At 51.7% G+C, this 21,458-nt stretch carries 17 protein-coding genes; 6 read left to right on the top strand and 11 right to left on the bottom strand.

Features of this window, described 5'->3' with window-relative positions:
• Positions 1–215: 215 nt before the first annotated feature.
• The 4 genes from dnaN (at position 216) to dapA (ending at position 5,305) form a co-directional block, all read left to right on the top strand.
• Complete coding sequence (gene dnaN / locus ACFQ1Z_RS12910) at positions 216–1,319, top strand: DNA polymerase III subunit beta (RefSeq protein ID WP_379058272.1); 1,104 nt, start codon at positions 216–218, stop codon at positions 1,317–1,319.
• A gap of 81 nt (positions 1,320–1,400) precedes the next feature.
• Entirely contained in the window at positions 1,401–3,806 is a 2,406-nt protein-coding gene (gene gyrB, locus ACFQ1Z_RS12915) for a DNA topoisomerase (ATP-hydrolyzing) subunit B (RefSeq protein WP_379058275.1), read from the top strand.
• A 163-nt stretch (positions 3,807–3,969) separates the two neighbouring features.
• Complete coding sequence (locus ACFQ1Z_RS12920) at positions 3,970–4,317, top strand: hypothetical protein (RefSeq protein ID WP_379058277.1); 348 nt, start codon at positions 3,970–3,972, stop codon at positions 4,315–4,317.
• A 1-nt stretch (position 4,318) separates the two neighbouring features.
• The gene (dapA, locus tag ACFQ1Z_RS12925) at positions 4,319–5,305 is read left to right on the top strand and encodes a 4-hydroxy-tetrahydrodipicolinate synthase (RefSeq protein ID WP_379058280.1); all 987 of its coding nucleotides are present in this window, start codon (positions 4,319–4,321) and stop codon (positions 5,303–5,305) included.
• Here dapA and ACFQ1Z_RS12930 read toward each other — a convergent pair.
• From ACFQ1Z_RS12930 to ACFQ1Z_RS12970, 9 genes are all read right to left on the bottom strand, one after another.
• A complete protein-coding gene (locus ACFQ1Z_RS12930) occupies positions 5,281–5,982 on the bottom strand; it encodes a response regulator (protein WP_379058283.1) in 702 nt (233 codons plus the stop codon). The two genes, dapA and ACFQ1Z_RS12930, sit on opposite strands and share 25 nt — an antisense overlap.
• Positions 5,983–6,085: 103 nt before the next feature.
• Positions 6,086–8,815, bottom strand: coding sequence for a DUF4118 domain-containing protein (locus ACFQ1Z_RS12935; protein ID WP_379058286.1), 2,730 nt, complete (start codon positions 8,813–8,815; stop codon positions 6,086–6,088).
• Positions 8,816–8,938: 123 nt separating this feature from the next.
• The gene (kdpC, locus tag ACFQ1Z_RS12940) at positions 8,939–9,520 is read right to left on the bottom strand and encodes a potassium-transporting ATPase subunit KdpC (protein WP_379058288.1); all 582 of its coding nucleotides are present in this window, start codon (positions 9,518–9,520) and stop codon (positions 8,939–8,941) included.
• A 19-nt stretch (positions 9,521–9,539) separates the two neighbouring features.
• Positions 9,540–11,594 (bottom strand): potassium-transporting ATPase subunit KdpB, encoded by a 2,055-nt coding sequence (kdpB, locus tag ACFQ1Z_RS12945; RefSeq protein ID WP_379058905.1) that lies wholly within the window; start codon positions 11,592–11,594, stop codon positions 9,540–9,542.
• A gap of 52 nt (positions 11,595–11,646) precedes the next feature.
• The gene (gene kdpA / locus ACFQ1Z_RS12950; protein ID WP_379058290.1) at positions 11,647–13,455 is read right to left on the bottom strand and encodes a potassium-transporting ATPase subunit KdpA; all 1,809 of its coding nucleotides are present in this window, start codon (positions 13,453–13,455) and stop codon (positions 11,647–11,649) included.
• A gap of 1 nt (position 13,456) precedes the next feature.
• On the bottom strand, positions 13,457–13,540 hold the full coding sequence (gene kdpF, locus ACFQ1Z_RS12955) for a K(+)-transporting ATPase subunit F (protein ID WP_379058907.1): 84 nt from the start codon (positions 13,538–13,540) through the stop codon (positions 13,457–13,459).
• 170 nt (positions 13,541–13,710) lie between these two features.
• The gene (locus ACFQ1Z_RS12960) at positions 13,711–14,808 is read right to left on the bottom strand and encodes a porin (protein WP_379058293.1); all 1,098 of its coding nucleotides are present in this window, start codon (positions 14,806–14,808) and stop codon (positions 13,711–13,713) included.
• 257 nt (positions 14,809–15,065) lie between these two features.
• Positions 15,066–15,944 (bottom strand): alpha/beta fold hydrolase, encoded by an 879-nt coding sequence (locus ACFQ1Z_RS12965; RefSeq protein WP_379058295.1) that lies wholly within the window; start codon positions 15,942–15,944, stop codon positions 15,066–15,068.
• 2 nt (positions 15,945–15,946) lie between these two features.
• Positions 15,947–16,567, bottom strand: a complete 621-nt coding sequence (locus tag ACFQ1Z_RS12970; RefSeq protein ID WP_379058298.1) for a LexA family protein — start codon at positions 16,565–16,567, stop codon at positions 15,947–15,949.
• Positions 16,568–16,741: 174 nt separating this feature from the next.
• Here ACFQ1Z_RS12970 and ACFQ1Z_RS12975 point away from each other — a divergent pair, with 174 nt between their 5' ends.
• Positions 16,742–17,998, top strand: coding sequence for a putative DNA modification/repair radical SAM protein (locus ACFQ1Z_RS12975; protein ID WP_379058300.1), 1,257 nt, complete (start codon positions 16,742–16,744; stop codon positions 17,996–17,998).
• 2 nt (positions 17,999–18,000) lie between these two features.
• Entirely contained in the window at positions 18,001–18,900 is a 900-nt protein-coding gene (locus ACFQ1Z_RS12980; RefSeq protein ID WP_379058302.1) for a TIGR03915 family putative DNA repair protein, read from the top strand.
• 44 nt (positions 18,901–18,944) lie between these two features.
• Here the strand turns inward: ACFQ1Z_RS12980 and ACFQ1Z_RS12985 are convergent, their stop codons facing one another.
• Entirely contained in the window at positions 18,945–19,175 is a 231-nt protein-coding gene (locus ACFQ1Z_RS12985; RefSeq protein ID WP_379058304.1) for a hypothetical protein, read from the bottom strand.
• A 176-nt stretch (positions 19,176–19,351) separates the two neighbouring features.
• Positions 19,352–21,118, bottom strand: a complete 1,767-nt coding sequence (locus tag ACFQ1Z_RS12990; protein WP_379058307.1) for a monovalent cation:proton antiporter-2 (CPA2) family protein — start codon at positions 21,116–21,118, stop codon at positions 19,352–19,354.
• Between the last annotated feature and the right edge of the window lie 340 nt (positions 21,119–21,458).

The following is a 21,458-nucleotide window of genomic DNA, read 5'->3' on the forward strand; positions in this document are numbered from 1 at the left end:
TGAAGTGTGTTTAAATATTGCGTATAGACAGGATAAAATCGGTTTACAATATCAGCCACAAACTATGCATGTTTAAACCGCAATTTATACACAAGCTTAATTGGTAACAAGCTATTGAATTTAAATGGTTTTTAGAGTTACCCACAAATAAATGCAACATTACTATTAATCTTATCTTTTATATATTGAAATAAAGTTATTAATCAGGTCAGGCCATGCAAATCAAAATCAGTCGTGAAGTATTGCTTAAACCACTTAACAATGTCACCGGCATCGTAGAACGCAGACATACGTTACCTATTCTTTCCAATCTGTTGATAAACATCAGGCAGCAGGAAATGCATCTGACTGCTACCGATCTGGAAATGCAGATTTCGCTGAAAGTGAACAGTGGCGTAGAAGGTGAACTGAGCACGACGATTTCTGCCAAAAAGTTACTGGATATCTGTAGGTCATTGCCGGAAAACACGGCCATAGAAATGAACAACCAGGATAACCGGATCACGCTGAAAGCAGGTAAGAGCCGTTTCAACCTGCAAACTCTGCCGGCTGCCGATTACCCGTTAATGAGCAAAGCCAGCGGCCAGAATATCAGTTTCAGCCTGTCACAATCCGAGTTGAAACGCCTGCTGAAACAGGTTGAATTCGCCATGGCGCAACAGGATATCCGCTACTACCTGAATGGCCTGTTGCTGGAAGTACAAGGCAACCAGATGCACGTAGTTGGCACAGATGGCCACCGGTTGAGCTATACCAACACCACGCTGGATCAGGAGTTTGAAAAAACAGAGGTGATACTGCCACGCAAAACGGTGCTGGAATTGACCAAGTTGCTGGATGATCAGTCTGACTCACCGGTGGTGATAGATTTATTGAATGGCCAGATCAGTTTTGAATTCGGTGATATTCAGCTGATCAGCAAAGTGATAGATGGCAAATTCCCGGATTACAACCGCGTGATTCCAAACGGCCACCAGAATACGTTCGAAGTGAACCGCCAGCAGATACTGAGTGCATTGCAACGTGCTTCTATCTTATCCAACGAGAAATATCGCAGTATCCGCATGGTGATCACTGATGGTCAGCTCAAACTGATCAGTACCAATACCGAGCAGGAAGAAGCTGAAGAAGAACTGGATATCAATTACAGCAAAGCCGCGCTGGATATAGGCTTTAATGTCACCTACCTGATCGATGTACTCAATAACCTGGGCGATGAAAACATCCAGTTTGCTTTTGCCGATGCCAACAGTAGTTGCCTGATCACTACCGCCAGCGATATCAACTATAAATACGTTGTGATGCCAATGCGCATATAATGCAGGGTTACCGTGTTTCACGTGAAACACGGGCGCTGTTGGTTGCAATCGTCTTTTAATCTCATTAAAGAAACTTTCGTTATGGCACAGCCACAAGAATATAACTCAGACAGTATCAAGATTTTAGAAGGTTTGGACGCGGTTCGTAAGCGTCCAGGCATGTATATCGGTGACACGTCAGACGGTTCCGGCTTGCACCACATGGTGTTCGAAGTACTGGATAATGCGATCGACGAAGCGCTGGCAGGGCATTGTGATGACATTAAAGTGATCATCCACCCGGATAACTCCATCAGCATTTCCGATAACGGCCGCGGCATTCCTACCGATATCAAAGACGACGACAAACACGAGCCCAAGCGTTCAGCCGCTGAGATCGTGATGACAGAACTGCATGCCGGCGGCAAGTTCGATCAGAACTCCTACAAGGTGTCTGGCGGTCTGCATGGTGTGGGTGTGTCTGTGGTGAATGCCTTGTCTGACTGGTTGCGCCTGAAGATCTACCGTAAAGGCCAGGTACACCAGATGGAATTCCACCGTGGTGTACCACAAGCGCCGTTAGCGGTGACTGGCACCACGGATAAAAAGGGCACTGAAGTGCACTTCCTGGCTTCTGTGGACACTTTTGTGCTGGTTGAATACCACTTTGAACTGCTGGCCAAACGTATCCGTGAGCTGTCTTTCCTGAACAACGGCGTCAAGATCGAGTTGATAGACCAGCGCACCGGCAAATCTGAAAACTTTGCTTTCAGCGGTGGTATCAAAGGTTTTGTTGAATACATGAACCGCAGCAAAACCGTTCTGCACCCGAAAGTGTTTTACGCAGTCAGCGAAAAAGACAATATGACGGTCGAAGTCGCCATGCAATGGAACGACAGTTATTCAGAAACGGTACAGTGTTTCACCAACAATATCCCGCAACGTGATGGCGGTACGCATTTAACCGGTTTGCGCACGGCCATGACACGCACGCTTAACCAGTACATAGAACAGAACGAATTTGCCAAAAAAGCCAAAGTGGAAACCACAGGCGACGACATGCGCGAAGGCATCACCTGTGTATTGTCAGTCAAGGTGCCAGATCCAAAATTCTCTTCACAGACCAAAGACAAACTGGTTTCCAGTGAAGTACAACCAGTGGTGTCAGAGATAGTATCGGCAAAACTGGCCGAGTTTCTCGCTGAAAACCCGATAGACGCCAAAATCGTCTGTGGCAAGATCGTAGAAGCTGCGCGTGCGCGTGAAGCCGCCCGCAAGGCGCGTGAGATCACTCGTCGTAAAGGCGTGATGGACACCATGGGCCTGCCAGGCAAGCTGGCCGATTGCCAGGAAAAAGATCCGTCACTGTGTGAGATCTACCTGGTCGAGGGTGACTCCGCCGGCGGTTCAGCCAAACAGGGCCGTGACCGTAAAAACCAGGCTATCCTGCCGCTCAAAGGTAAGATCCTGAACGTGGAAAAAGCGCGTTTTGACAAACTGCTGGGCTCGCAGGAGATCGCCACCCTGATCACCGCACTGGGCACCGGCATAGGCAAAGCTGATTTCAACGTTGAGAAACTGCGTTATCACCGCATCATCATCATGACCGATGCTGACGTCGATGGCGCCCACATCCGGACTTTGCTGCTGACCTTCTTCTACCGCCAGATGCCTGAGCTGGTCGAACGTGGCCATATCTACATTGCGCAACCACCGCTGTACAAAGTCAAACAGGGCCGTGACGAGCGTTACCTGAAAGATGAGCACGAGCTGGATGAGTACTTGCTCAACTCTGCGCTGAAAGGTGCCGAGCTGCTCACCAGCGAGGGCGGAGAAACGCTGAAAGATGATGCCTTAACCAGCATCGCCAAACAAATGGTGCTGACTGAAGCAGTGATACGCCGTATCGCCAACCTGTATGACGAAAGCGTGTTGCGTGCGATCCAGGACCTGGGCGACCTAGACCTGAGCACAGAAGCCGCCGCCAACGAGGCAGCCGGAAAACTGCGTCCTATCCTGGGTGCCATAGGTTCTGAAGTGATAGTGGCGCAAGATACCGAAACCAGCGCCTATCGCCTGGAAGTGAATAAATACGTGCATGGCAACCTGCAAAGCTGCGTCATCGATGCCGAATTCCTCAGCAGCGGTGATTACCGCCAGATCAATCGCACTTCGCAGATGGTCAACAACCTGCTGGGCGCAGGCGCATTGATCAAACGCGGCGAAAAAGAACAAAAAGTCAGCACCTTTAAACAGGCGCTGGACTGGTTGTTGGGCGAAGCCAGACATAACCTGAACATTCAGCGTTACAAAGGCCTGGGCGAGATGAACCCGGAACAGTTGTGGGAAACCACCATGGACCCGACCGTGCGCCGCCTGCTGAAAGTGCAGATCGAAGACGCCATCGGTGCCGATGAGATCTTCACCACCCTGATGGGCGACAACGTAGAACCACGCCGCGCCTTTATTGAAAGCAATGCACTGAGTGTGAGTTCGCTGGATATTTAAACAGTGTGAGCTGAACACCAGCTTGCAATACTGCTTTGCTAAAACAGGGGCCCAGGCCCCTGTTTTTTTATATTGTTTTTATTCTGCAGACTATTGAATTTATGCGGTTTTAACAAGCATACAACTACACTTTGCCTATCTCAACAACACGAAAGAGTGGGGTATGCAGGCAACCATCATCGCCTTTGAACAAGGCTTGCGCAACACAGCTCCGGTATTACCAGTTAAACGAGCCGTCCCTTTCTCCCGCCAGTTCAGACAGCCGCCCAAACCGGTACTGTTTGAAAAAATACCTATCATCATTGAAGCAAACCTCATCAGTCAGCTTCGCTATTTAATTGCAACAAAGCTCTGTCGAATGGTGGATTCATATACCGTCAAACCGGTGGCTCACTCGAAACGACTAAAAGTGCATTTGAAGATACCGGTGGGGAAAAGTTTAAGCATCATGCAAGAGGTGATGAAAACACTTGATGCCGCCGAGTTTGGCCGTATAAAAAGGGAAAGCTGATATGCTGGATCATCCTGTTATGTTAGAAGCCAGTAGCGCTGTATCGCAGTTAGCAACATCATCATCCCCAGGACCACATGTAGAGGCAATCACGGCGGAGAAACAGCGGCTGCGCGGCATTTGGGTGCCAGTGGTGACACCGTTTAAAGACGGATCATTAGACGTAACAGCATTACGCCATCTGGCGCAGCAACTCGTCAACTCTGGCGTACATGGCTTGGTGGCCTGTAGTACCACCGGTGAATTCGGATCACTGAGCACCACTGAGAAATTAACCATCATTGAAGTGTTACTGGAAATCACAGATACGCAGATCCCCGTATTAATGGGCCTGAATGGTTTTGGCACAGCAGACCTCATTCAACAGGCAAACATGTTGCAGCAATACGATATATTCGGATTCCTGATGGCGCCGCCACCGTTTGTGAAACCATCGCAAACTGGATTGATCAGGCACTTCAATCTAGTTGCCGACTCGGTCAATAAACCTATCGTGCTGTATAACGTGCCTTCCCGGTGTGGTGTTGCACTCGAATTAGACACCTTGAAGGCGCTCGCAGGTCATCCGCACATTATCGGGCTGAAAGAATCCAGTGGCAGCCTGCACAATTTAGTGCAAGCCATTGCGCACACCCCTTTAAATGTCATGTGTGGCGACGACGCACTGCTACTCAGCGCTATGCAGTATGGTGCCAGTGGCGCTATTTCAGCCGCAGCCCATATCAACACCGATGTCTTTGTCAGCATTTATGAGTTAATGCATACCGGCCAGCTGGCCGCCGCAAAAAAGCATTTCACACCTTATGAGCAGCTGATCGCATTGCTTTTCAGGGAAACAAACCCGGCGCCGCTTAAAGCATTGCTGGCTCACCAGCGCCTGGTTGAGGCGGAATTGAGATTGCCACTAAGCAACGTTTCTGTTGCGCTTGAAAAAGAGCTAGTCAGCACGTTTGAACAGCTCGCTCAGGGTTCCAGCACTATGCGGTAGCCCACCGCGATCTCGGTGAGCAAGTGTCGCGGTTGCGCCGGGTCACGTTCCAGCTTGTTACGCAGGTGGCCCATATAAATGCGCAGGTAGTGCGCATGTTCGACGTAGGAGGGGCCCCACACTTCTTTGAGCAGGGTGCGTTGCGTGAGTACACAGCCGGCTGATCTCAATAGAGCAGTTAATAAACGGTATTCTATAGGCGTCAGTGACACCGGCACGTCATTACGCAACACCTGGCGTTTGATAAAGTCTACTTTGACTTCGCCGAAGCTGATCTGGCTTTGCTGCCCGTTAGGGTTGTTGTTGCGCCTTCTTAAATGCGCCCTTACCCTGGCTAGCAACTCGGCCGAGCCGAATGGTTTGGTGATGTAGTCATCCGCCCCGGCATCCAGCGCGCGCACTTTCTCCACCTCGTTAGTCCTGGCTGAAAGCACTATGATAGGCAGGCTGCCCCAGACGCGGATTTCCTGGATCAGCTCTACACCGTCCATATCTGGCAACCCCAGGTCTATGATGGCGATATCGGGCTTGCGCGTGCCGACCTCGATCAGGCCGCGCTTGCCAGTATCTGCGGTGTAGACGATAAAGTCCTCCGCTTCGAGGATCATGGAGATCAGCCGGCGTATCTGCTCCTCATCCTCCACCACTACGATACAGAATTTTGCGCTTTCACTCATGATCAGGTTTCCAGTTCATCTATTCCAGGTCTTCTATTCCAGGTCTTCTATTCCAGGTCTTCTATTCCAGCTCTACTATTCCAGTTCTACTATTCCAGTTCTACTATTCCAGGTCATCCAGCATTGGTTGTGGTTTGAGCGGCAGGCTAAACATAAAGGTGGCTCCTTGTTGCTGATTTTTCTCTGCCCATATCCTGCCGCCATGCGCCTCTATGATGGATTTGCAGATGGACAGGCCTAGGCCTACACCAGGGGTAGCCGATTCACTGCGCCCGCGCGTGAATTTCTGAAAAATACTGTCCTGCATGCCTGGCGGCAGGCCCTGGCCTTCATCGGCCACCGAGATAAACACCTGGCTGTTATCGCAATTGGCAGCAATCATGATTGTGCTGCCGGGCTCACTGTATTTACAGGCATTATCCAGCAAGTTACTGAACACACGTTCTATCAGCACTGCATCCACAAATAACAGCGGGATAGCTTCCATGGGCCTGACGATGATGTGGTGCTGCTGCAACGCTATGCGCAAGCCATTGATGGCAGAACCGACGATCTCTTCCAGCACATGCCAGTCGCTGTTGAGTTTGACCGTGCCGGACTGCAGCCTGGCCATATCCAACAGATTGAGCACCAGGCTCTGCATGCGGTAAGCCTGCTCATGTAAAGCGCTGACTAACGCATATTCATCAGAGCCAGGCTTGATGCCGTCTTTCAATTGTGAGGTGGTCCCTATGATACTGGTCAGTGGCGTCCTGAGGTCGTGAGAGATCGCACTGAGCAGGGAGTTTCTAAGATGTTCGGTCTCCATTGAAATCAATGCGTCTCTGGCCACCTCTACGTAATGTTTGCGTTCTAGTGCCAGTCCTATCTGCGCAGCAAAAGTATCCAGCAACTGCCGGTGTTCAGGCATGAAAATGTCTTGCACACTACCGGGCGAAATCGCCAATACCCCTCTGGTACGCATAGGCGCTTTCAAAGGGATATAAAGGATCTTGCTCGAAGGCAGGGTATCAGTGCCCAGCCCTGCCTGCTGCTGGTGGTCATAAGTCCATTGTGCAATCCCCAGATCCACCCCGTGCAGTTGTACCTGAGACAGATCCGGATATTTACGGGTGCCTGTCATATGCACCACTTGCAATTGTTCGTCAGCGCCTGGGGTGAGTATGGCGACACTTGAATTAAACATTCTGGAGACATGATGGATACTGACTTCCACGATATGCGAAGTGGTCATCGCCGAAGCTAACTCTTTACCGATCTCATATAAGGCAAAACTACGTTTTTCGCGATAATTGGCAATGATGGCCTGTTTTCTTAAGATAGAAGTCAGGTTGCTGATCACCAAAGCGACCGAAAGCATGATGGCAAACGTCATCAAGTACTGCGTATCTGTCACCGAGAATGAAAGTCTGGGCGGCACAAAAAAGAAATCAAAAGTAGAGACGCTGAGCAATGAAGCCACGATGCCCGGGCCTTTGCCATAACGCATGGAGATCAGCATGACACCCAGCAGATAGAGCATGATGATGTTGGCCAACTCAAAATAGGGCAGCAAGACACTGGCGACAGCTGAAGTGATGGCACTGATCACCAGCGCCCATAAATAGCCACGTTGCTTTTGCGGCGTGAAATGCGAAGAGAGCTCACTGGAAGTTAGTACTGACTTTTTTACCTTCTCGGTCCGGTATTGGCTTTTCATGACTATATGCACATCAATATCGCTTTTAGCCTTGGCGATCTGATCACTGACACTGGGTTTAAAAAACCTGGAAAGTAATGAGCGTGTGGGTTTTCCTATCACTATCCTTGAAACATTGTGGCTTAGCGCGTATTCAAGCAAGGTGTCAGTCACCGAGTCACCGTTCAGATTTGCAGTCACTGCCCCAAGGCTCTGCGCGAGTCGCAGCAGCTCGGTGATCTGCTTGCGTTCTTCTACGCCGATTTCATGAGCGGCAGCTGTGTCAATAAACACGGCAAGCCATTCGGCTTTCAAGCTATAGGCTAGCCTTGCTGCAGTGCGGATCAGATTCTCAGAATCTCTGCCAGGGCCTATGCCTACCAGTATCCTTTCATGGGCTTGCCAGACCTGATCAATAGATTGATTCTGCCTGTACTCCTGCATCTGCGCATCGACACGATCAGCGGTTCTTCTGAGGGCTAATTCCCTGAGCGCGATCAGATTGCCTTTACGGAAGAAATTCTTGGTCGCTTGTTTAGCTTGTTCCGCAATATAAATGCGACCTTCTTCCAGTCGTTGCAATAGTTCTTCCGGCGGCAGGTCTATCAGTAATACTTCGTCGGCCAGGTCAAACACGCGGTCGGGTATGGTTTCGTGTACTTTGATACCGGTGATCTGCGCCACGATATCGTTCAGGCTCTCTATGTGCTGCACGTTCACTGTGGTGTAAACGTCAATGCCGGAAGAAAGTAATTCTTCTACATCCTGCCAGCGTTTTTTGTGCCTGCAACCTTCCACATTGGAGTGCGCCAACTCATCCACCAGGATCACGCTAGGGTGTATGCGCAAGGCTGCATCAATATCGAATTCGGTGAGTGATTTATCCCGGTAGCTGATCTGTTTGAGCGGCAGCACCGGCAACCCTTGCAGCATGGACTCAGTATCAGATCTGCCATGTGTTTCTATCACACCTACCAGTACGTGTACATGTTCGCGCTTTAAAGCGTGTGCCGCCTGTAACATCGCATAGGTTTTGCCTACGCCGGCCGAGCTGCCAAAAAAGACTTTTAATTTACCCCTGAGGCTCTTTTTATCTTCCAGATGCAACTGCATAAGCAACTGATCAGGATTGGGGCGTTGAGTATTTTGACTCATTCAATGATCGATTCTGGTCACAAGAGACAATAAACGAAACTAATGTAGCTTATTAAGACCTTATAGACTGTTATTTGCAAGGGCAAGAATAATCTTCACCGTCACTCTATCTGCAACACTCGCTTATTTCTTGCTCGCTGCCATTTCATCCAATGCCAGATTCAAAGCCAACACATTCAATCTGGGCTCACCCAATATTCCGAATTGTCTGGGGATAGTGTTTTTAGCTATCAATGCTTTCAATTGATCGATATCCAACTGCCTGGCTTTCGCCACTCTATCGGCCTGGTATAAAGCTGCAGCTGGACTGATATCAGGGTCCAATCCGCTGGCCGAGGCGGTCAGTAATTCGACCGGAACCGGCTTTGCTGATGCGCCTGCTGACTGATATTGCTGATATCTGGCAGTTACCGCATCTGCCAAAGCCGGGTTTAACGGACCCTGATTTGAGCCCGCAGAGGCGGCAGCATTGTTAGGGTATGGGCTGGTCGCAGATGGCCTGCCCCAGAAATACTGCGGGCTATGAAAGTTTTGCCCTATCAATGCCGAACCTATGATCACGCCATCTTTTTTAATTAACGAACCCGCGACTTGTGTAGCAAAGAACGTCTCGCCTATGCCGGTGACCAGCAATGGATACAACACACCTGTCACCAATGTCAGGCTGGCAAACATCAATAATGAAGCTCTGAGAATCTGTTTCATATAGCCTTCTTTCATTACATTAAGCGACAGCAACTGCCACTAAAATCAAATCAATCGCCTTGATGCCTATAAACGGAACAATGATGCCGCCCAGGCCGTAAACCAGCATATTCCGTCTCAGCAAGGCAGCCGCGCCTATGGCGCGGTAGGCTACGCCTTTGAGCGCTAGCGGGATCAGCACAATGATGATCAGGGCATTAAAGATCACCGCTGACAGGATGGCTGATTGCGGCGTCGCCAGTTGCATGATGTTCAGGGCCGCCAGTGCCGGATAGGTGCTGGCGAACGCAGCCGGGATAATGGCGAAGTACTTGGCGATATCATTGGCTATGCTGAAGGTGGTCAGCGAGCCGCGTGTCATCAGCATCTGCTTGCCTATCTCGACGATCTCAATCAACTTGGTCGGGTTGGAGTCCAGGTCCACCATATTGCCGGCTTCTTTGGCGGCTTGCGTGCCGGTGTTCATGGCCACCGCCACATCGGCCTGCGCCAGGGCAGGGGCGTCGTTGGTGCCATCACCGGTCATGGCGACCAGTTTGCCTTCGGCCTGGTACGAGCGGATCAGGCTTAACTTGGCTTCGGGCGTGGCTTCTGCCAGAAAGTCATCCACCCCGGCTTCGGCAGCGATGGAGGCGGCAGTGAGCCGGTTGTCACCGGTGATCATGATGGTTTTGATGCCCATATTGCGTAACTCGGCAAAGCGCTCTTTGATGCCACCTTTGACGATGTCTTTGAGCTCGATAGCGCCCAGTACCTTTGCCTGATCCGCGACCACCAGCGGTGTGCTGCCACGCCTGGATATATCATCGACGATGCGATTGAGTTCTTCGGGGAAGAGACCGCCCAGGCTCTGTATATGTTGCTTGATGGCACTGGCAGCGCCTTTACGGATTACTCTGTCCTGCAAGTTGATACCACTCATTTTGCTGTGCGCCGAGAAAGGCACGAACACGGCACCCAGCGATTGCATATCGCGTTCACGGATAGAGAATCTGTTTTTTGCCAGCACCACTATGCTACGGCCTTCCGGCGTCTCATCCGCCAGTGAAGACAGTTGCGCCACATCTGCCAATGCCTCCTCGCTGATACCGGTGACCGGGTAGAAGGCGGAAGCCTGTCTATTACCGAGGGTGATGGTGCCGGTTTTATCCAGCAACAGCACATCTACATCGCCGGCGGCTTCTACCGCTCTGCCGGAAACCGCGATCACATTGGCCTGCATCATGCGGCTCATGCCAGCCACGCCTATGGCGGACAATAAGCCGGCAATGGTGGTGGGGATCAGGCACACCAGTAGCGCGACCAGCACCACTACCGAGACAGGCTCGCCTGCACCGCTGGCATTGACGCTGAATAGTGAGAAGGGCAGCAGGGTGACAGTGGCCAGCAAAAATACGATAGTCAGTGACACCAGCAATATGGTGAGCGCGATCTCGTTAGGCGTTTTCTGCCGTTTTGCACCTTCTACCATGGCGATCATGCGGTCCAGAAATGCTTCGCCCGGATTGACGCTGATGCGTACCACTATCCAGTCTGACAACACCTGGGTACCGCCGGTGACGGCACTGAAATCACCGCCAGACTCGCGGATCACAGGCGCGGATTCACCGGTGATGGCCGCCTCATTGACGGAGGCGATGCCTTCAATGACTTCACCATCTGCCGGGATCACATCGCTTGCTTCAACCAGCACAACATCGCCTTTGCGTAATGAAAGACTGTCTACAACACTTACGCTAGATGATTTGCTGGCTCCGTTTAACTTCTTTGCCGGCACATTCTTTTTAGAGCTGCGCAAACTGGCCGCCTGCGCCTTGCTCCTGCCTTCGGCCACCGCCTCGGAAAAGTTGGCAAAAACCACGGTAGACCACAGCCACAACGTGATCATGCCTATGAATTTGATGTGCTCTGCCCCTTGCGCAACACAGGCATAAGCAAATAATAGCGAGGTCAGTATGCTGCCCAGATACACCACAAACATCACCGGATTGCGCCATTGTGCCTGCGGTGCCAATCTCTTGATGGACTGGATAAAAGCTGCTTTAACCTGGTCAACCGGCAGTAAAGCAGCCATAGCTTTCTTAACCATAAATATACTCTCCAATAATCTTCTGTTTAGCCTGATATCAATGCGCTGCGGTCATGGTGAGCTGTTCAATACCAGGCCCCAGTGCTAATGCCGGTATGTAGGTCAATGCGCCAACCAGAATGACGGTGCCTATCAATAAGCCAACGAACAGCGGGCCATGGGTGGGTAAAGTCCCCAAGCCGGGCGTGATCCTCTTTTTGCTTGCCAGGGAGCCGGCAATGGCCAGGATAGGAATGATGATGCCGAAGCGACCGAACCACATGGCAGCGGATAGCATGTAGTTATAGAAAGGCGTGTTGGCGGATAAGCCGGCAAACGCACTACCGTTGTTGTTGGCTGCTGATGAATAGGCATACAAGATCTCGCTCAGGCCGTGCGCACCGGGGTTGGCGATACCCGCTAAGCCAGGCGTGACCAGCACTGAAATTGCGCTACCTGCCAGCACCAGTACCGGTGTCACCAGAATGATCAGTGCAGACATTTTCATTTCGAAGATCTCGATCTTTTTGCCCAGATATTCAGGCGTGCGGCCTATCATCAAACCGGCGACAAAAACGGCGATCACGGCGTAGACCAGCATGCTATATAAGCCAGTACCGACGCCACCGAACACTACTTCACCCAGTTGCATCAGCCACATCGCGATCATGCCGCCCACCGGAGTGAGCGAATCGTGCATGGCATTCACTGCGCCACATGAAGCTGCGGTGGTGATCGTAGCGAACAAGGCCGAGCTGTTGATACCAAAGCGCGTTTCCTTACCTTCCATATTGCCGCCAGCCTGCAAGGTGGATGCAGCAGTATCTGCCCCCAGCTGCGACAGCATGGGATTACCAGCCTGTTCTGCCCACATCACCACCGTAGCCAGCACGACAAACAGGATGGCCATTGCGCTGAATATGGCCCAGCCTTGCCTGCGGTCGCCCACCATTAAACCGAAGGCATAACAAAGTGCCGCCGGGATCAGGAAAATAGCCAGCATCTGCAAAAAGTTGGTGAACGGCGTGGGGTTTTCAAACGGATGGGCAGAGTTGGCATTAAAGAAACCACCGCCATTGGTGCCCAGCATTTTGATGGCTTCCTGCGATGCGACTGCACCCATCGCGATATGTTGTGTTTGTGTGGTCGCAGTGCTTAGTAAAGGCTGGCCTTGTTGATTAAGCTTTGCTAGACCTTGCTCATCTTTGACTGGCGCTGAATACTCGGTGCTCTCCAGCGTATGCGCATCTACATAAGGGTTTAAATTCTGGATCACGCCTTGTTGCATAAACAAAGTGGCAAAGATCAGTGACCCAGGGAGCAGCAGATACAAAGTGCTACGTGTCAGGTCCACCCAGAAATTACCCAGGCCAGTGCTGGAGTGACGGGCGAACCCACGGATCAACGCCATCACAACCGCAATACCGGTGGCTGCCGATACAAAGTTCTGCACCGACAAGCCCAGCATCTGGGTGAGGTAACTCATAGTGGATTCACCGGCATAGCCCTGCCAGTTAGTATTGGTTACAAAACTCACCGCGGTATTGAATGCGGAGTCAAAGCTGAGGTTAGAGAATTGTTCCGGGTTGAGTGGCAGCCACAATTGCAGCAGTTGCAATAGCAACAGAAAGAAAAAGCCGATCACATTAAAAGCCAATAATGCGATGGCATAGGCTTTCCAGCCCATTTCCTTTTTAGCGTCTACCCCAGATAAGCGGTAGATCAGCCGTTCAGGCGCGCCCAACCATTTACGCTGAGATAGCCAGTCGGTTTCCATCACTTTATAGATCAAGTAACCCACTGGTTTGGTCAGTAACACCAGGGCCAGCATATACAAACCTAATTGAATAAATCCATCTGCAGTCATGTTAAAAATGCTCCGGTCTGAAAAGGGCATACACCAGATATACAAACAGAAATGCTGCAATTGCTCCGCTGATCAAATAAATCATGTTCAGTGCCTCTGAAATGCCATAGAAAGTAAAAATGCGCCATACAACACACTTTTCACGAGCACTCAGCTTACGCCTGGAGAAATAAAGAAGTCGTAATGAAAAAAAGCTGACGTATAAAAAAGTTATAAATACGTCAGCTGCAAAACAGCGGGGGAGGGAAGGTTTGCCTAGAAACTGATAGCCAGGGCAGTGGTGGCCATCAGGCTACGGCTGGAAAAGTCATTATCATCTTTGAGAAAAATGCGGTCTTTGCTGATGAACTGGCGTAGCTCCGCCCGCAGCAGCACTGCAGGATGCAGCTGATAATCCATATTCACTGAATAGCCCTGGGTCTTAAAGCCATTAGGCGTCTCTGTGCTGACTATGACGCCTTGCTTGTCCTGGTAGTACTCGGCGCGGGCCGCAAAACTCACACTATCTGAATACCTATACCTGAAGATCAGATTAGGCGTATACCAGACATTGTAGCGGCCCCTGTCATCCAGTCTTTGTTCCGCGCCTACATCGAGGGCGGCCAGCATGGACCAGCGATCATCCAGTTGTAGTTGCGCATATAGATTATGAAAGTAACGCATCTGGCGGTCAGCATCTGATTTGTCATTACCTATGAATGAGCTGCTATTGAGAGTCAGCCTGTCATTGGGCTTATAAGTGATCTGATGCCCTAAGGAGGGCGTGCTATTGCCATCTGGCCTGTGTATCCGTTGCCAGCCATTCAGCAGCAGGCCGCTGACGTACCATTTGCCATCTGTACTGGTATATGAAAGCCTGGCACCGGTCTCAAAGTAGGGCGAGTTATCTGCCATCATGCTACGGGTCAGGGTCCAGTTTTCGGCACCGATAGCACTCTCAAAACCGATATGCGCAGGCATCACCCCTACATCCAGCCACAGATCATGCTGGTCTGAAAGTTTAATGCCTGCATTGGCTTCATACAGATGCTGCAAAGTGCGGTTCTCGGCCGCATAGTTAGCCTTCATATAAGTGCCGGAGGCGACACCCAGGTGTGCCCTGAAATGGCTGGAGCTGATGTCGGCCCTGATCAGCGCGAGGTTGATCTGCAGGCTGTCATCCTGGTTATAGCTATACATGAATGCCGGCCTTTTTTGCTGGCCAGGATCATTGAAGTCCTTGCTGTAATAAGACTCAAGATAGCCACTGAGCTTGAAGCTGGCGGCGCTCAAATCTTGCACCTCTTCTGCGTAGCCTTCACCCGCTAGCAATGGCAGGGCTAATACACAACAATGCAGCATGGATTTATTCACTCTATATCCTTAAACATATGAATCACTTTTTGAAGTGTGCATTGTTCAGGAAAAAAGGTAAATTTTTTGTATAGATTTAATCCGCCCTGTGTAAATGAAATATAAAAACGGGCCTATTGATAGCTTGTTTGGCGGGGCGAGCAGAGCAGGCTAGGCCTTGATATAGGCCAGCCAGCTTATTTAGCAAGATTCAGGCTGCTACTGACAGCGCAGCCTCTCTGGCAGCAGTTGCGCGCGCTGCCAGCTCAAGGTTTGCACTAATAGGAATAAGAAGCTGAAAAGCTGCTTACGTAGCGGCGGTTGCTGTAGCGTTGCGCAGACGACGCCACCGGCCGCAGAAAAGCATCCACAGCGGTAGCCAGGCGTGCCGGTTCATCATAGGGCAGCCCGTGGCCGGCATCGGGGATCAATTTATACTGCAGCTCGGGGTTGAGTTTATGTAAAGCCAGCGCGGTATCGGTAGAGACTATGCCTTCGCTGCCCAGCACCAGTAAGGTAGGTACATAGATATTGCGGATCAACTCATCAAACTCAGGGTTAGGCGGGATCAGCACATCAAACGCCTTGAGGCTGGTTTGTAGCCTTGCCTGTATGATATGTTCCAGCAGCTCGGACGAGCGATAACGATATTTGGCTTTGGCTTCTTTAAACAAGGCTTCCTTGGTCGAGCTCAAGATCTGCTGGTGTTGTTCAACCACACCACTTTCATACACACCCTCCTGCCATTCGGCGCTGATAAAGGTCGGGTCTGCCAGGATGATGCCGCTGATGGCGAAACCCAGACGGCTCGCCACCATGGCTGCAGTCATGCCACCCATGGAGTGCCCGAGCAGATAGGGCGATTTAATGCCCAGGGTACGTATCAGTTCGATCACATCATTGGCGTGGTCCTGATAGGTATAACCATGCGCTGGCGCGCTGGATAAGCCATGGCCCCTGGCGTCCGGCATGATGACGTCATAGTCTTTTTCCAGTGCGCGTGCCAGTTGTGACCAGCAGGCACCACTGCCTGCCAGGCCATGCAGGGCGATCAGCGGAGGCTTGTTGCCGCCTGTCCTCAGGTAGTTGATGTTGATATCGTTGGCCCGGCAAACGCCATTGGCCCAGCTGGTCGAGATGATGTTTTTACGTGTCATGATCAAAATTTCCTGAAAGAGCCTGTCACTACACCCCAGATCTGAAACTCCATCCTGCTCTGAATGAGGATGGGGCTGTATCTGCCGGAAGAGTTTGCAGGTAATAGTTTGGGCAGGCCGTTTGATTGTCTGGCCAGGGTTTTCACGGTGAATTCGCCATCTATCATGGCCAGCACGATATCGCCCAGCGCCGGCTGTTTGCGTTTTTGTACGATGGCTTTATCGCCTGGCATCAGGCCGACTTCTATCATGGACTCACCCTGTATGGTGATGAAAAAAGTGTCATCGGTATTGGCGATCAGGTATTGGTAGAGGTCCAGCTGCTCTTCGATATCACTGTCCGCAGGTGACGGTAAACCAGCCGGCACTTTGGACTCATACAAGGGCAGGCTGATGCTTTCAGCGGCTAATATAGGTTGGGCAAATGCATCCACCGCATCCAGATCATCTTTCAGCTCATGCAGGCGCTGTTTCCTGGCATAGGCTTCAAGAAAGTCGGCGATCACCGGTTTCTGGCTATTAGGCACGCGCATCACAGAGGTTTCCTCGCGGAAAGTACCTGAACCGGGTTTGCGTCCTGAACCTGGTTTTCTACCGGCTATTTTCAATTCGTCTTTTTTCATGATTTTTATTGTAACAAAAATAATAATTTTATTGTTACAATAAATAAATATTTTTTGAGATACTAAATTTAAGTGCTCTTAACTTATCAAGATTCAGGTTGAGACTATGTTCCAGCCTTTGCATAGGCGATAGGCCTGTGCAAGTTGTCCTTACCCTCTATATAAAGACACTACATGCAACTCAAGCAGAAACTCGAAATACTGGCTGATGCCGCCAAATATGATGCTTCATGTGCCTCCAGCGGTAGCGACCAGCGTACTTCCAAAGACGGCAAGGGCATAGGCTCGACCACCGGCATGGGCATATGCCACAGCTATGCGCCGGACGGGCGCTGTATCTCGCTGCTGAAGATACTACTGACCAATTTCTGCGTCTATGACTGCATTTATTGTGTCAACCGTGTCAGCAGCAATGTGGCGCGGGCACGCTTCAATGTGCAGGAGGTGGTCGACCTTACTTTGAGTTTTTACCGCCGCAATTATATTGAAGGGCTGTTCCTGAGCTCGGGCATCATACGCAACCCTGACTACACCATGGAGCAGGTGGTGGAAGTCGCGCGCGTGCTGCGCGAAGTGCACGATTTCCGTGGCTACATCCATCTCAAGACCATACCCGACGCCAGCCCGGAACTGATGGCGCGTGCCGGCCTGTATGCCGACCGCCTCAGTATCAATGTCGAGTTGCCAACCATAGCCAGCCTGCACACGCTGGCCCCGGAGAAGGACGGTCAGGCCATACGCCGTTCCATGGGCCATCTGCGGCTCAAAATAGACGAAAGCAAAGACAAGACGCTGACCGGCAAAAAGCCGCCGCGTTTTGCGCCTGGCGGCCAGAGCACGCAGATGATAGTGGGGGCCGATACCACCGATGACCGCGCCATTCTGGATACCAGCGCCAACCTCTACGGTGCTTACCGTTTGCGCCGCGTTTATTACTCTGCTTTCAGCCCTATCCCCGATGCCAGCAAGATGCTGCCACTGAAAGCGCCGCCGCTGGTGCGCGAGCACCGGCTATATCAGGCCGACTGGCTGTTGCGCTTTTACGGCTTTAACACCGAAGAGATAGTCACCGGGCAGGATGGCATGCTGGATCTAGACGTTGACCCTAAAATGGCCTGGGCGCTACAACACAGAGAGCAGTTTCCGGTGGACCTCAACCGTGCACCCAAAGCCATGTTGTTGCGGGTGCCGGGGCTGGGGGTGACCAGTGTGGCCCGTATACTTTCTGCGCGCCGGGTGCGCGCCATACGGCACGACGACCTGGCCCGCTTGCGTGTGTCGCTGAAAAAGATACTGCCGTTCGTAGTCCTGCCTGACTATCATCCCGGACATAGACTGGACCAGCACGATCTGCAACAGCAAATGCAGCAGGTGCAGAAAGTCCAGCAAGTGATGCCACCACAACAATTCGGCTTGTTTGAGCCGGTGTGACCATGTACACAGTCAGACTGGCGCATGAAATCGATTTTGAAGGCTGGCGCGGCGCGGCGCGGGCTTTGCTGATGCAAGGCGTCGCGCCTGAAAATCTGGCATGGCGGGTGGGCGAAGCAGGCAAGGACTTATTTGATCTGCCGGATTTTGTGCCAGCGCCGCCACAGAACCAGCTATCTGAGCAAGGCCAGGCGAAACCTGTAGCGTCCAAAGAGTTTAAGGTACCGCGCGATTTTATCGCGCTGTGCAGCAAGGCTATCCTGCATAGCGACCCGGCGCGGTTTGCTTTGTTGTACCGTCTGTTATGGCGCTTGCAACACACGCCTAAATTGCTGCAGCTCGCCTTCGATCCCGATGTGGCAAAAGCTCAAGCCCTGGTTAAAGCCGTCAGGCGTGACCTGCACAAAATGAAAGCATTCGTGCGCTTTCGCGAGATAGAAATGCAAAATGGGGACGCCGAATTCATAGCCTGGTTCGAGCCTGACCATCATATAGCCCAGGCTGCGGCACCATTTTTCAGCGCGCGTTTTACCAATATGCGCTGGTCCATACTGACACCAGCAATCTGCATGCACTGGGACGGCCAAACGTTGAGCTACAGTGCGGGTGCCAGCAAGGCGGATGCACCGACTGAGGATGCAGGTGAGGATTTATGGCGGTCCTATTACCGCAGCATTTTTAACCCGGCACGGCTCAAGGTCTCAGCCATGCTGGCGCAGATGCCGAAGAAATACTGGCGCAATCTGCCGGAGGCGCCGCTGATCGCCGGGCTGATCGCGGATTCGTCGCAGCGCATGCAGAGTATGATCAGTGCCCAGCCCACGACACCGAAACGCAAAATCGTGAAATATGTAGCGAACAAAACCAGCTCGGTATCGGACGCGGATATGGGCAAGGGATAGGGGATAGGTATGCGCAGTGCTTGCTCTACCCTGCTGCAGCAGGTTTAAGCAGCCAGCGCGCCACGATATTTATACATTTGTGACAATTCACCGCGCAAAAGCTTGCAGGCTTCGTCGTAAGCGATGCGGGAAAGCAGTATGCGGTCGCCCTCGGCTGGCACAAACAGAAACGATGCATTGTCTTCATCCGAAATAAATTCGCCTGCGTATACATTGTTAATATAGACAAGATCCAGGCTGGATTGCGCTTCTGATTTTTTGAATTCTATTTTCATGCTCAGACCTAACTTCGGGATAGCAGACAAAAGGGCTGGCTGCCACAGCAGCCACTGTTGTTTTGCGGCACACCAAAACCGGAACAGCAGTTTTGGCTATGCGCTATATACGAAGGTTAACGGCAATAAATGAATAAATTTATAGGGCGGATTCGATTTAATCTGTAGGAATATTCTTACGCATCGGGGTTGGGGCTTTCCAGCTCGAGCAAGGTTTTCAGGTCCTGGCGGCCCTGCTCCATCAAACTGGAGATGGCTTTGCGGTCGTGGCGTATCTTCAGCGTAGCTTCCAGTTGATCCAGATCGTGCTTTTCAAATTGCGCGATGATGTTGGCCGCCGAACTGGCGCTTTCACCTATGGCCAGCAATGACTGCCTGGCCGCTTCCAGTGAAGAATAAAAGGTTTCCCGTATCGGGTTCAGATCCAGCTCGCGCAAGTCAAAGGCATCGGTCCTGCTCCTGGCGCGTGCGACCATGGCCACGCCGGGCCAGCGTTCTTTGACCAGTTTTGCCATTTCCAGCGCGGCGGCGGAGTCATTGACGGCGATCACCAGCAGTTTGGCCTCGGCAATGCCGGCTTCTTCGAGCAGGTCCAGCCGTGACGCATCACCGTAATAACAACGCCAGCCAAACTCGCGCATGAGGTCGACCTGATTAGGGTCGTTATCGATTAGGGTAGGCGTGATGCCTTTGGCGATCAGCACCCGGCCAACGATCTGGCCAAAACGGCCAAAGCCGGCAATGATGACGGCATTATTTTCCGGGATGGCATCTTTGGGCCGTTCACTGCATTGCAGGCTCAGAAAACGGTCATACAGCAACAGCAGTACCGGCGTGGTCAGCATGGAGACAGCGACGATGGCGTTGAGGATATTGTAGGTTTCGCGCGAGATAGAGTCTTGCGCCAGCGCCAGGCCAAAGATGACAAAAGCGAATTCGCCTATCTGCGAGATAGCAACGCCGAATAACAGTTTGTCACGCAACGGGTATTTGAACAGCGAGCCCAGGCCCATCAGCACCCCGATCTTGATGGCGACGATCAGCAGGGCAAAGCCGAAGATCAGCAGCGGCTGGTTAGCGACCAGGTTCAGGTCTACCGTCATGCCGACGGCGATAAAAAACAGCCCCAATAACAGGCCTTTGACCGGCTCTATGTCCAGGCGCAATTCATAGCGGTATTCCGAATCGGCTAACAGTACGCCAGCGAGAAAAGTACCTAGTGCCATGGATAAACCCACAGCTTCCATGGCCAGCGAGATGCCTATCACCAGCAACAGTGAAAAAGCGACAAAGATCTCGCGCACGCCGGTCTGCGCGATCATGCGCATGATAGGCCGCAGTATGGTGCGGCTGGCCAGCACAATGGCAACGATCACGGCGACCGCCTCAGCCACAGCCAGCAGGTCAAAGCTGGAAGCGGAACGGTTGGGCGCCAGAAAAGCCAGCAGCATGAACAGCGGGATCACCGATAGGTCCTGGAACAGCAGGGTGGCGAATGCCGCCTGCCCGCCAGCAGTATGCAACTGCTTTTTCTCTATTAACGCGGTCAGGCCGATCGCGGTGGATGACATGGCGACACCCATGCCTATGATAATCGCCTCGCTCCAGCTGAAAGTCAGGGTGTGAGCGATCACTGTCATCAGCAGTATGGTCAGCGTTACCTGTGTGCCACCGAGGCCAAATAACAGCTTGCGTAACTCCCATACTTTTTGTGACTCCAGCTCCAGGCCAATCAGGAACAGCATCAGCACCACGCCAAACTCGGCAAAATGCAGCACATGCTCAGGGTCAGCGATCAGTTTTAAGGCTGAAGGGCCTATCAATATGCCGGCGATTAGGTAGCCCAGCACCGAACCCAGGCCCAGCCGCTTGAACAACGGCACCAGGATAATGGCGGCAGACAGGTAGATGGCGGCCTGGAAAAGAAAGTGCGAGGTGTTCATAAGGTCTTTATCTATAGATTTGTTAATCTTGGGTTTGTAAATCTGGGGTTACTTAATCTGTGGCTAGGTGCCTGGCTGCCGCTCACCCGCTGGCAGCCAGCAGCACTGTTGTATGGCAGCAGTGGCTAGGCGGAAATTACCATAGATAGCGTTGCCGTCAAAATCTTCAATCTATCGCCGCAAAAACGGCAAGCTTGCGTCGGCTGGTGTATCCGCTGTTTTGTAGGAGAATCTTACCATTCAACCCTTGCTTAACAGGCCACAAACCAATCTTTACCCGCCAAATGCTGGCTTAGTCTAGCCATCCCCGGTTATCTACGGTATCTTTATCAGGTTTAGC

The sequence above is a fragment of the Methylophilus luteus genome, from assembly GCF_042676265.1.
In the GTDB taxonomy this organism is placed as follows: domain Bacteria; phylum Pseudomonadota; class Gammaproteobacteria; order Burkholderiales; family Methylophilaceae; genus Methylophilus; species Methylophilus luteus.

Coding starts and splice junctions, on each gene's coding strand:
- dnaN (WP_379058272.1), top strand. CDS start 216: ATGCAAATCAAAATCAGTCGTGAAGTATTGCTTAAACCACTTAACAAT.
- gyrB (WP_379058275.1), top strand. CDS start 1,401: ATGGCACAGCCACAAGAATATAACTCAGACAGTATCAAGATTTTAGAA.
- ACFQ1Z_RS12920 (WP_379058277.1), top strand. CDS start 3,970: ATGCAGGCAACCATCATCGCCTTTGAACAAGGCTTGCGCAACACAGCT.
- dapA (WP_379058280.1), top strand. CDS start 4,319: ATGCTGGATCATCCTGTTATGTTAGAAGCCAGTAGCGCTGTATCGCAG.
- ACFQ1Z_RS12930 (WP_379058283.1), bottom strand. CDS start 5,982: ATGAGTGAAAGCGCAAAATTCTGTATCGTAGTGGTGGAGGATGAGGAG.
- ACFQ1Z_RS12935 (WP_379058286.1), bottom strand. CDS start 8,815: ATGAGTCAAAATACTCAACGCCCCAATCCTGATCAGTTGCTTATGCAG.
- kdpC (WP_379058288.1), bottom strand. CDS start 9,520: ATGAAACAGATTCTCAGAGCTTCATTATTGATGTTTGCCAGCCTGACA.
- kdpB (WP_379058905.1), bottom strand. CDS start 11,594: ATGGCTGCTTTACTGCCGGTTGACCAGGTTAAAGCAGCTTTTATCCAG.
- kdpA (WP_379058290.1), bottom strand. CDS start 13,455: ATGACTGCAGATGGATTTATTCAATTAGGTTTGTATATGCTGGCCCTG.
- kdpF (WP_379058907.1), bottom strand. CDS start 13,540: ATGATTTATTTGATCAGCGGAGCAATTGCAGCATTTCTGTTTGTATAT.
- ACFQ1Z_RS12965 (WP_379058295.1), bottom strand. CDS start 15,944: ATGACACGTAAAAACATCATCTCGACCAGCTGGGCCAATGGCGTTTGC.
- ACFQ1Z_RS12970 (WP_379058298.1), bottom strand. CDS start 16,567: ATGAAAAAAGACGAATTGAAAATAGCCGGTAGAAAACCAGGTTCAGGA.
- ACFQ1Z_RS12975 (WP_379058300.1), top strand. CDS start 16,742: ATGCAACTCAAGCAGAAACTCGAAATACTGGCTGATGCCGCCAAATAT.
- ACFQ1Z_RS12980 (WP_379058302.1), top strand. CDS start 18,001: ATGTACACAGTCAGACTGGCGCATGAAATCGATTTTGAAGGCTGGCGC.
- ACFQ1Z_RS12985 (WP_379058304.1), bottom strand. CDS start 19,175: ATGAAAATAGAATTCAAAAAATCAGAAGCGCAATCCAGCCTGGATCTT.
- ACFQ1Z_RS12990 (WP_379058307.1), bottom strand. CDS start 21,118: ATGAACACCTCGCACTTTCTTTTCCAGGCCGCCATCTACCTGTCTGCC.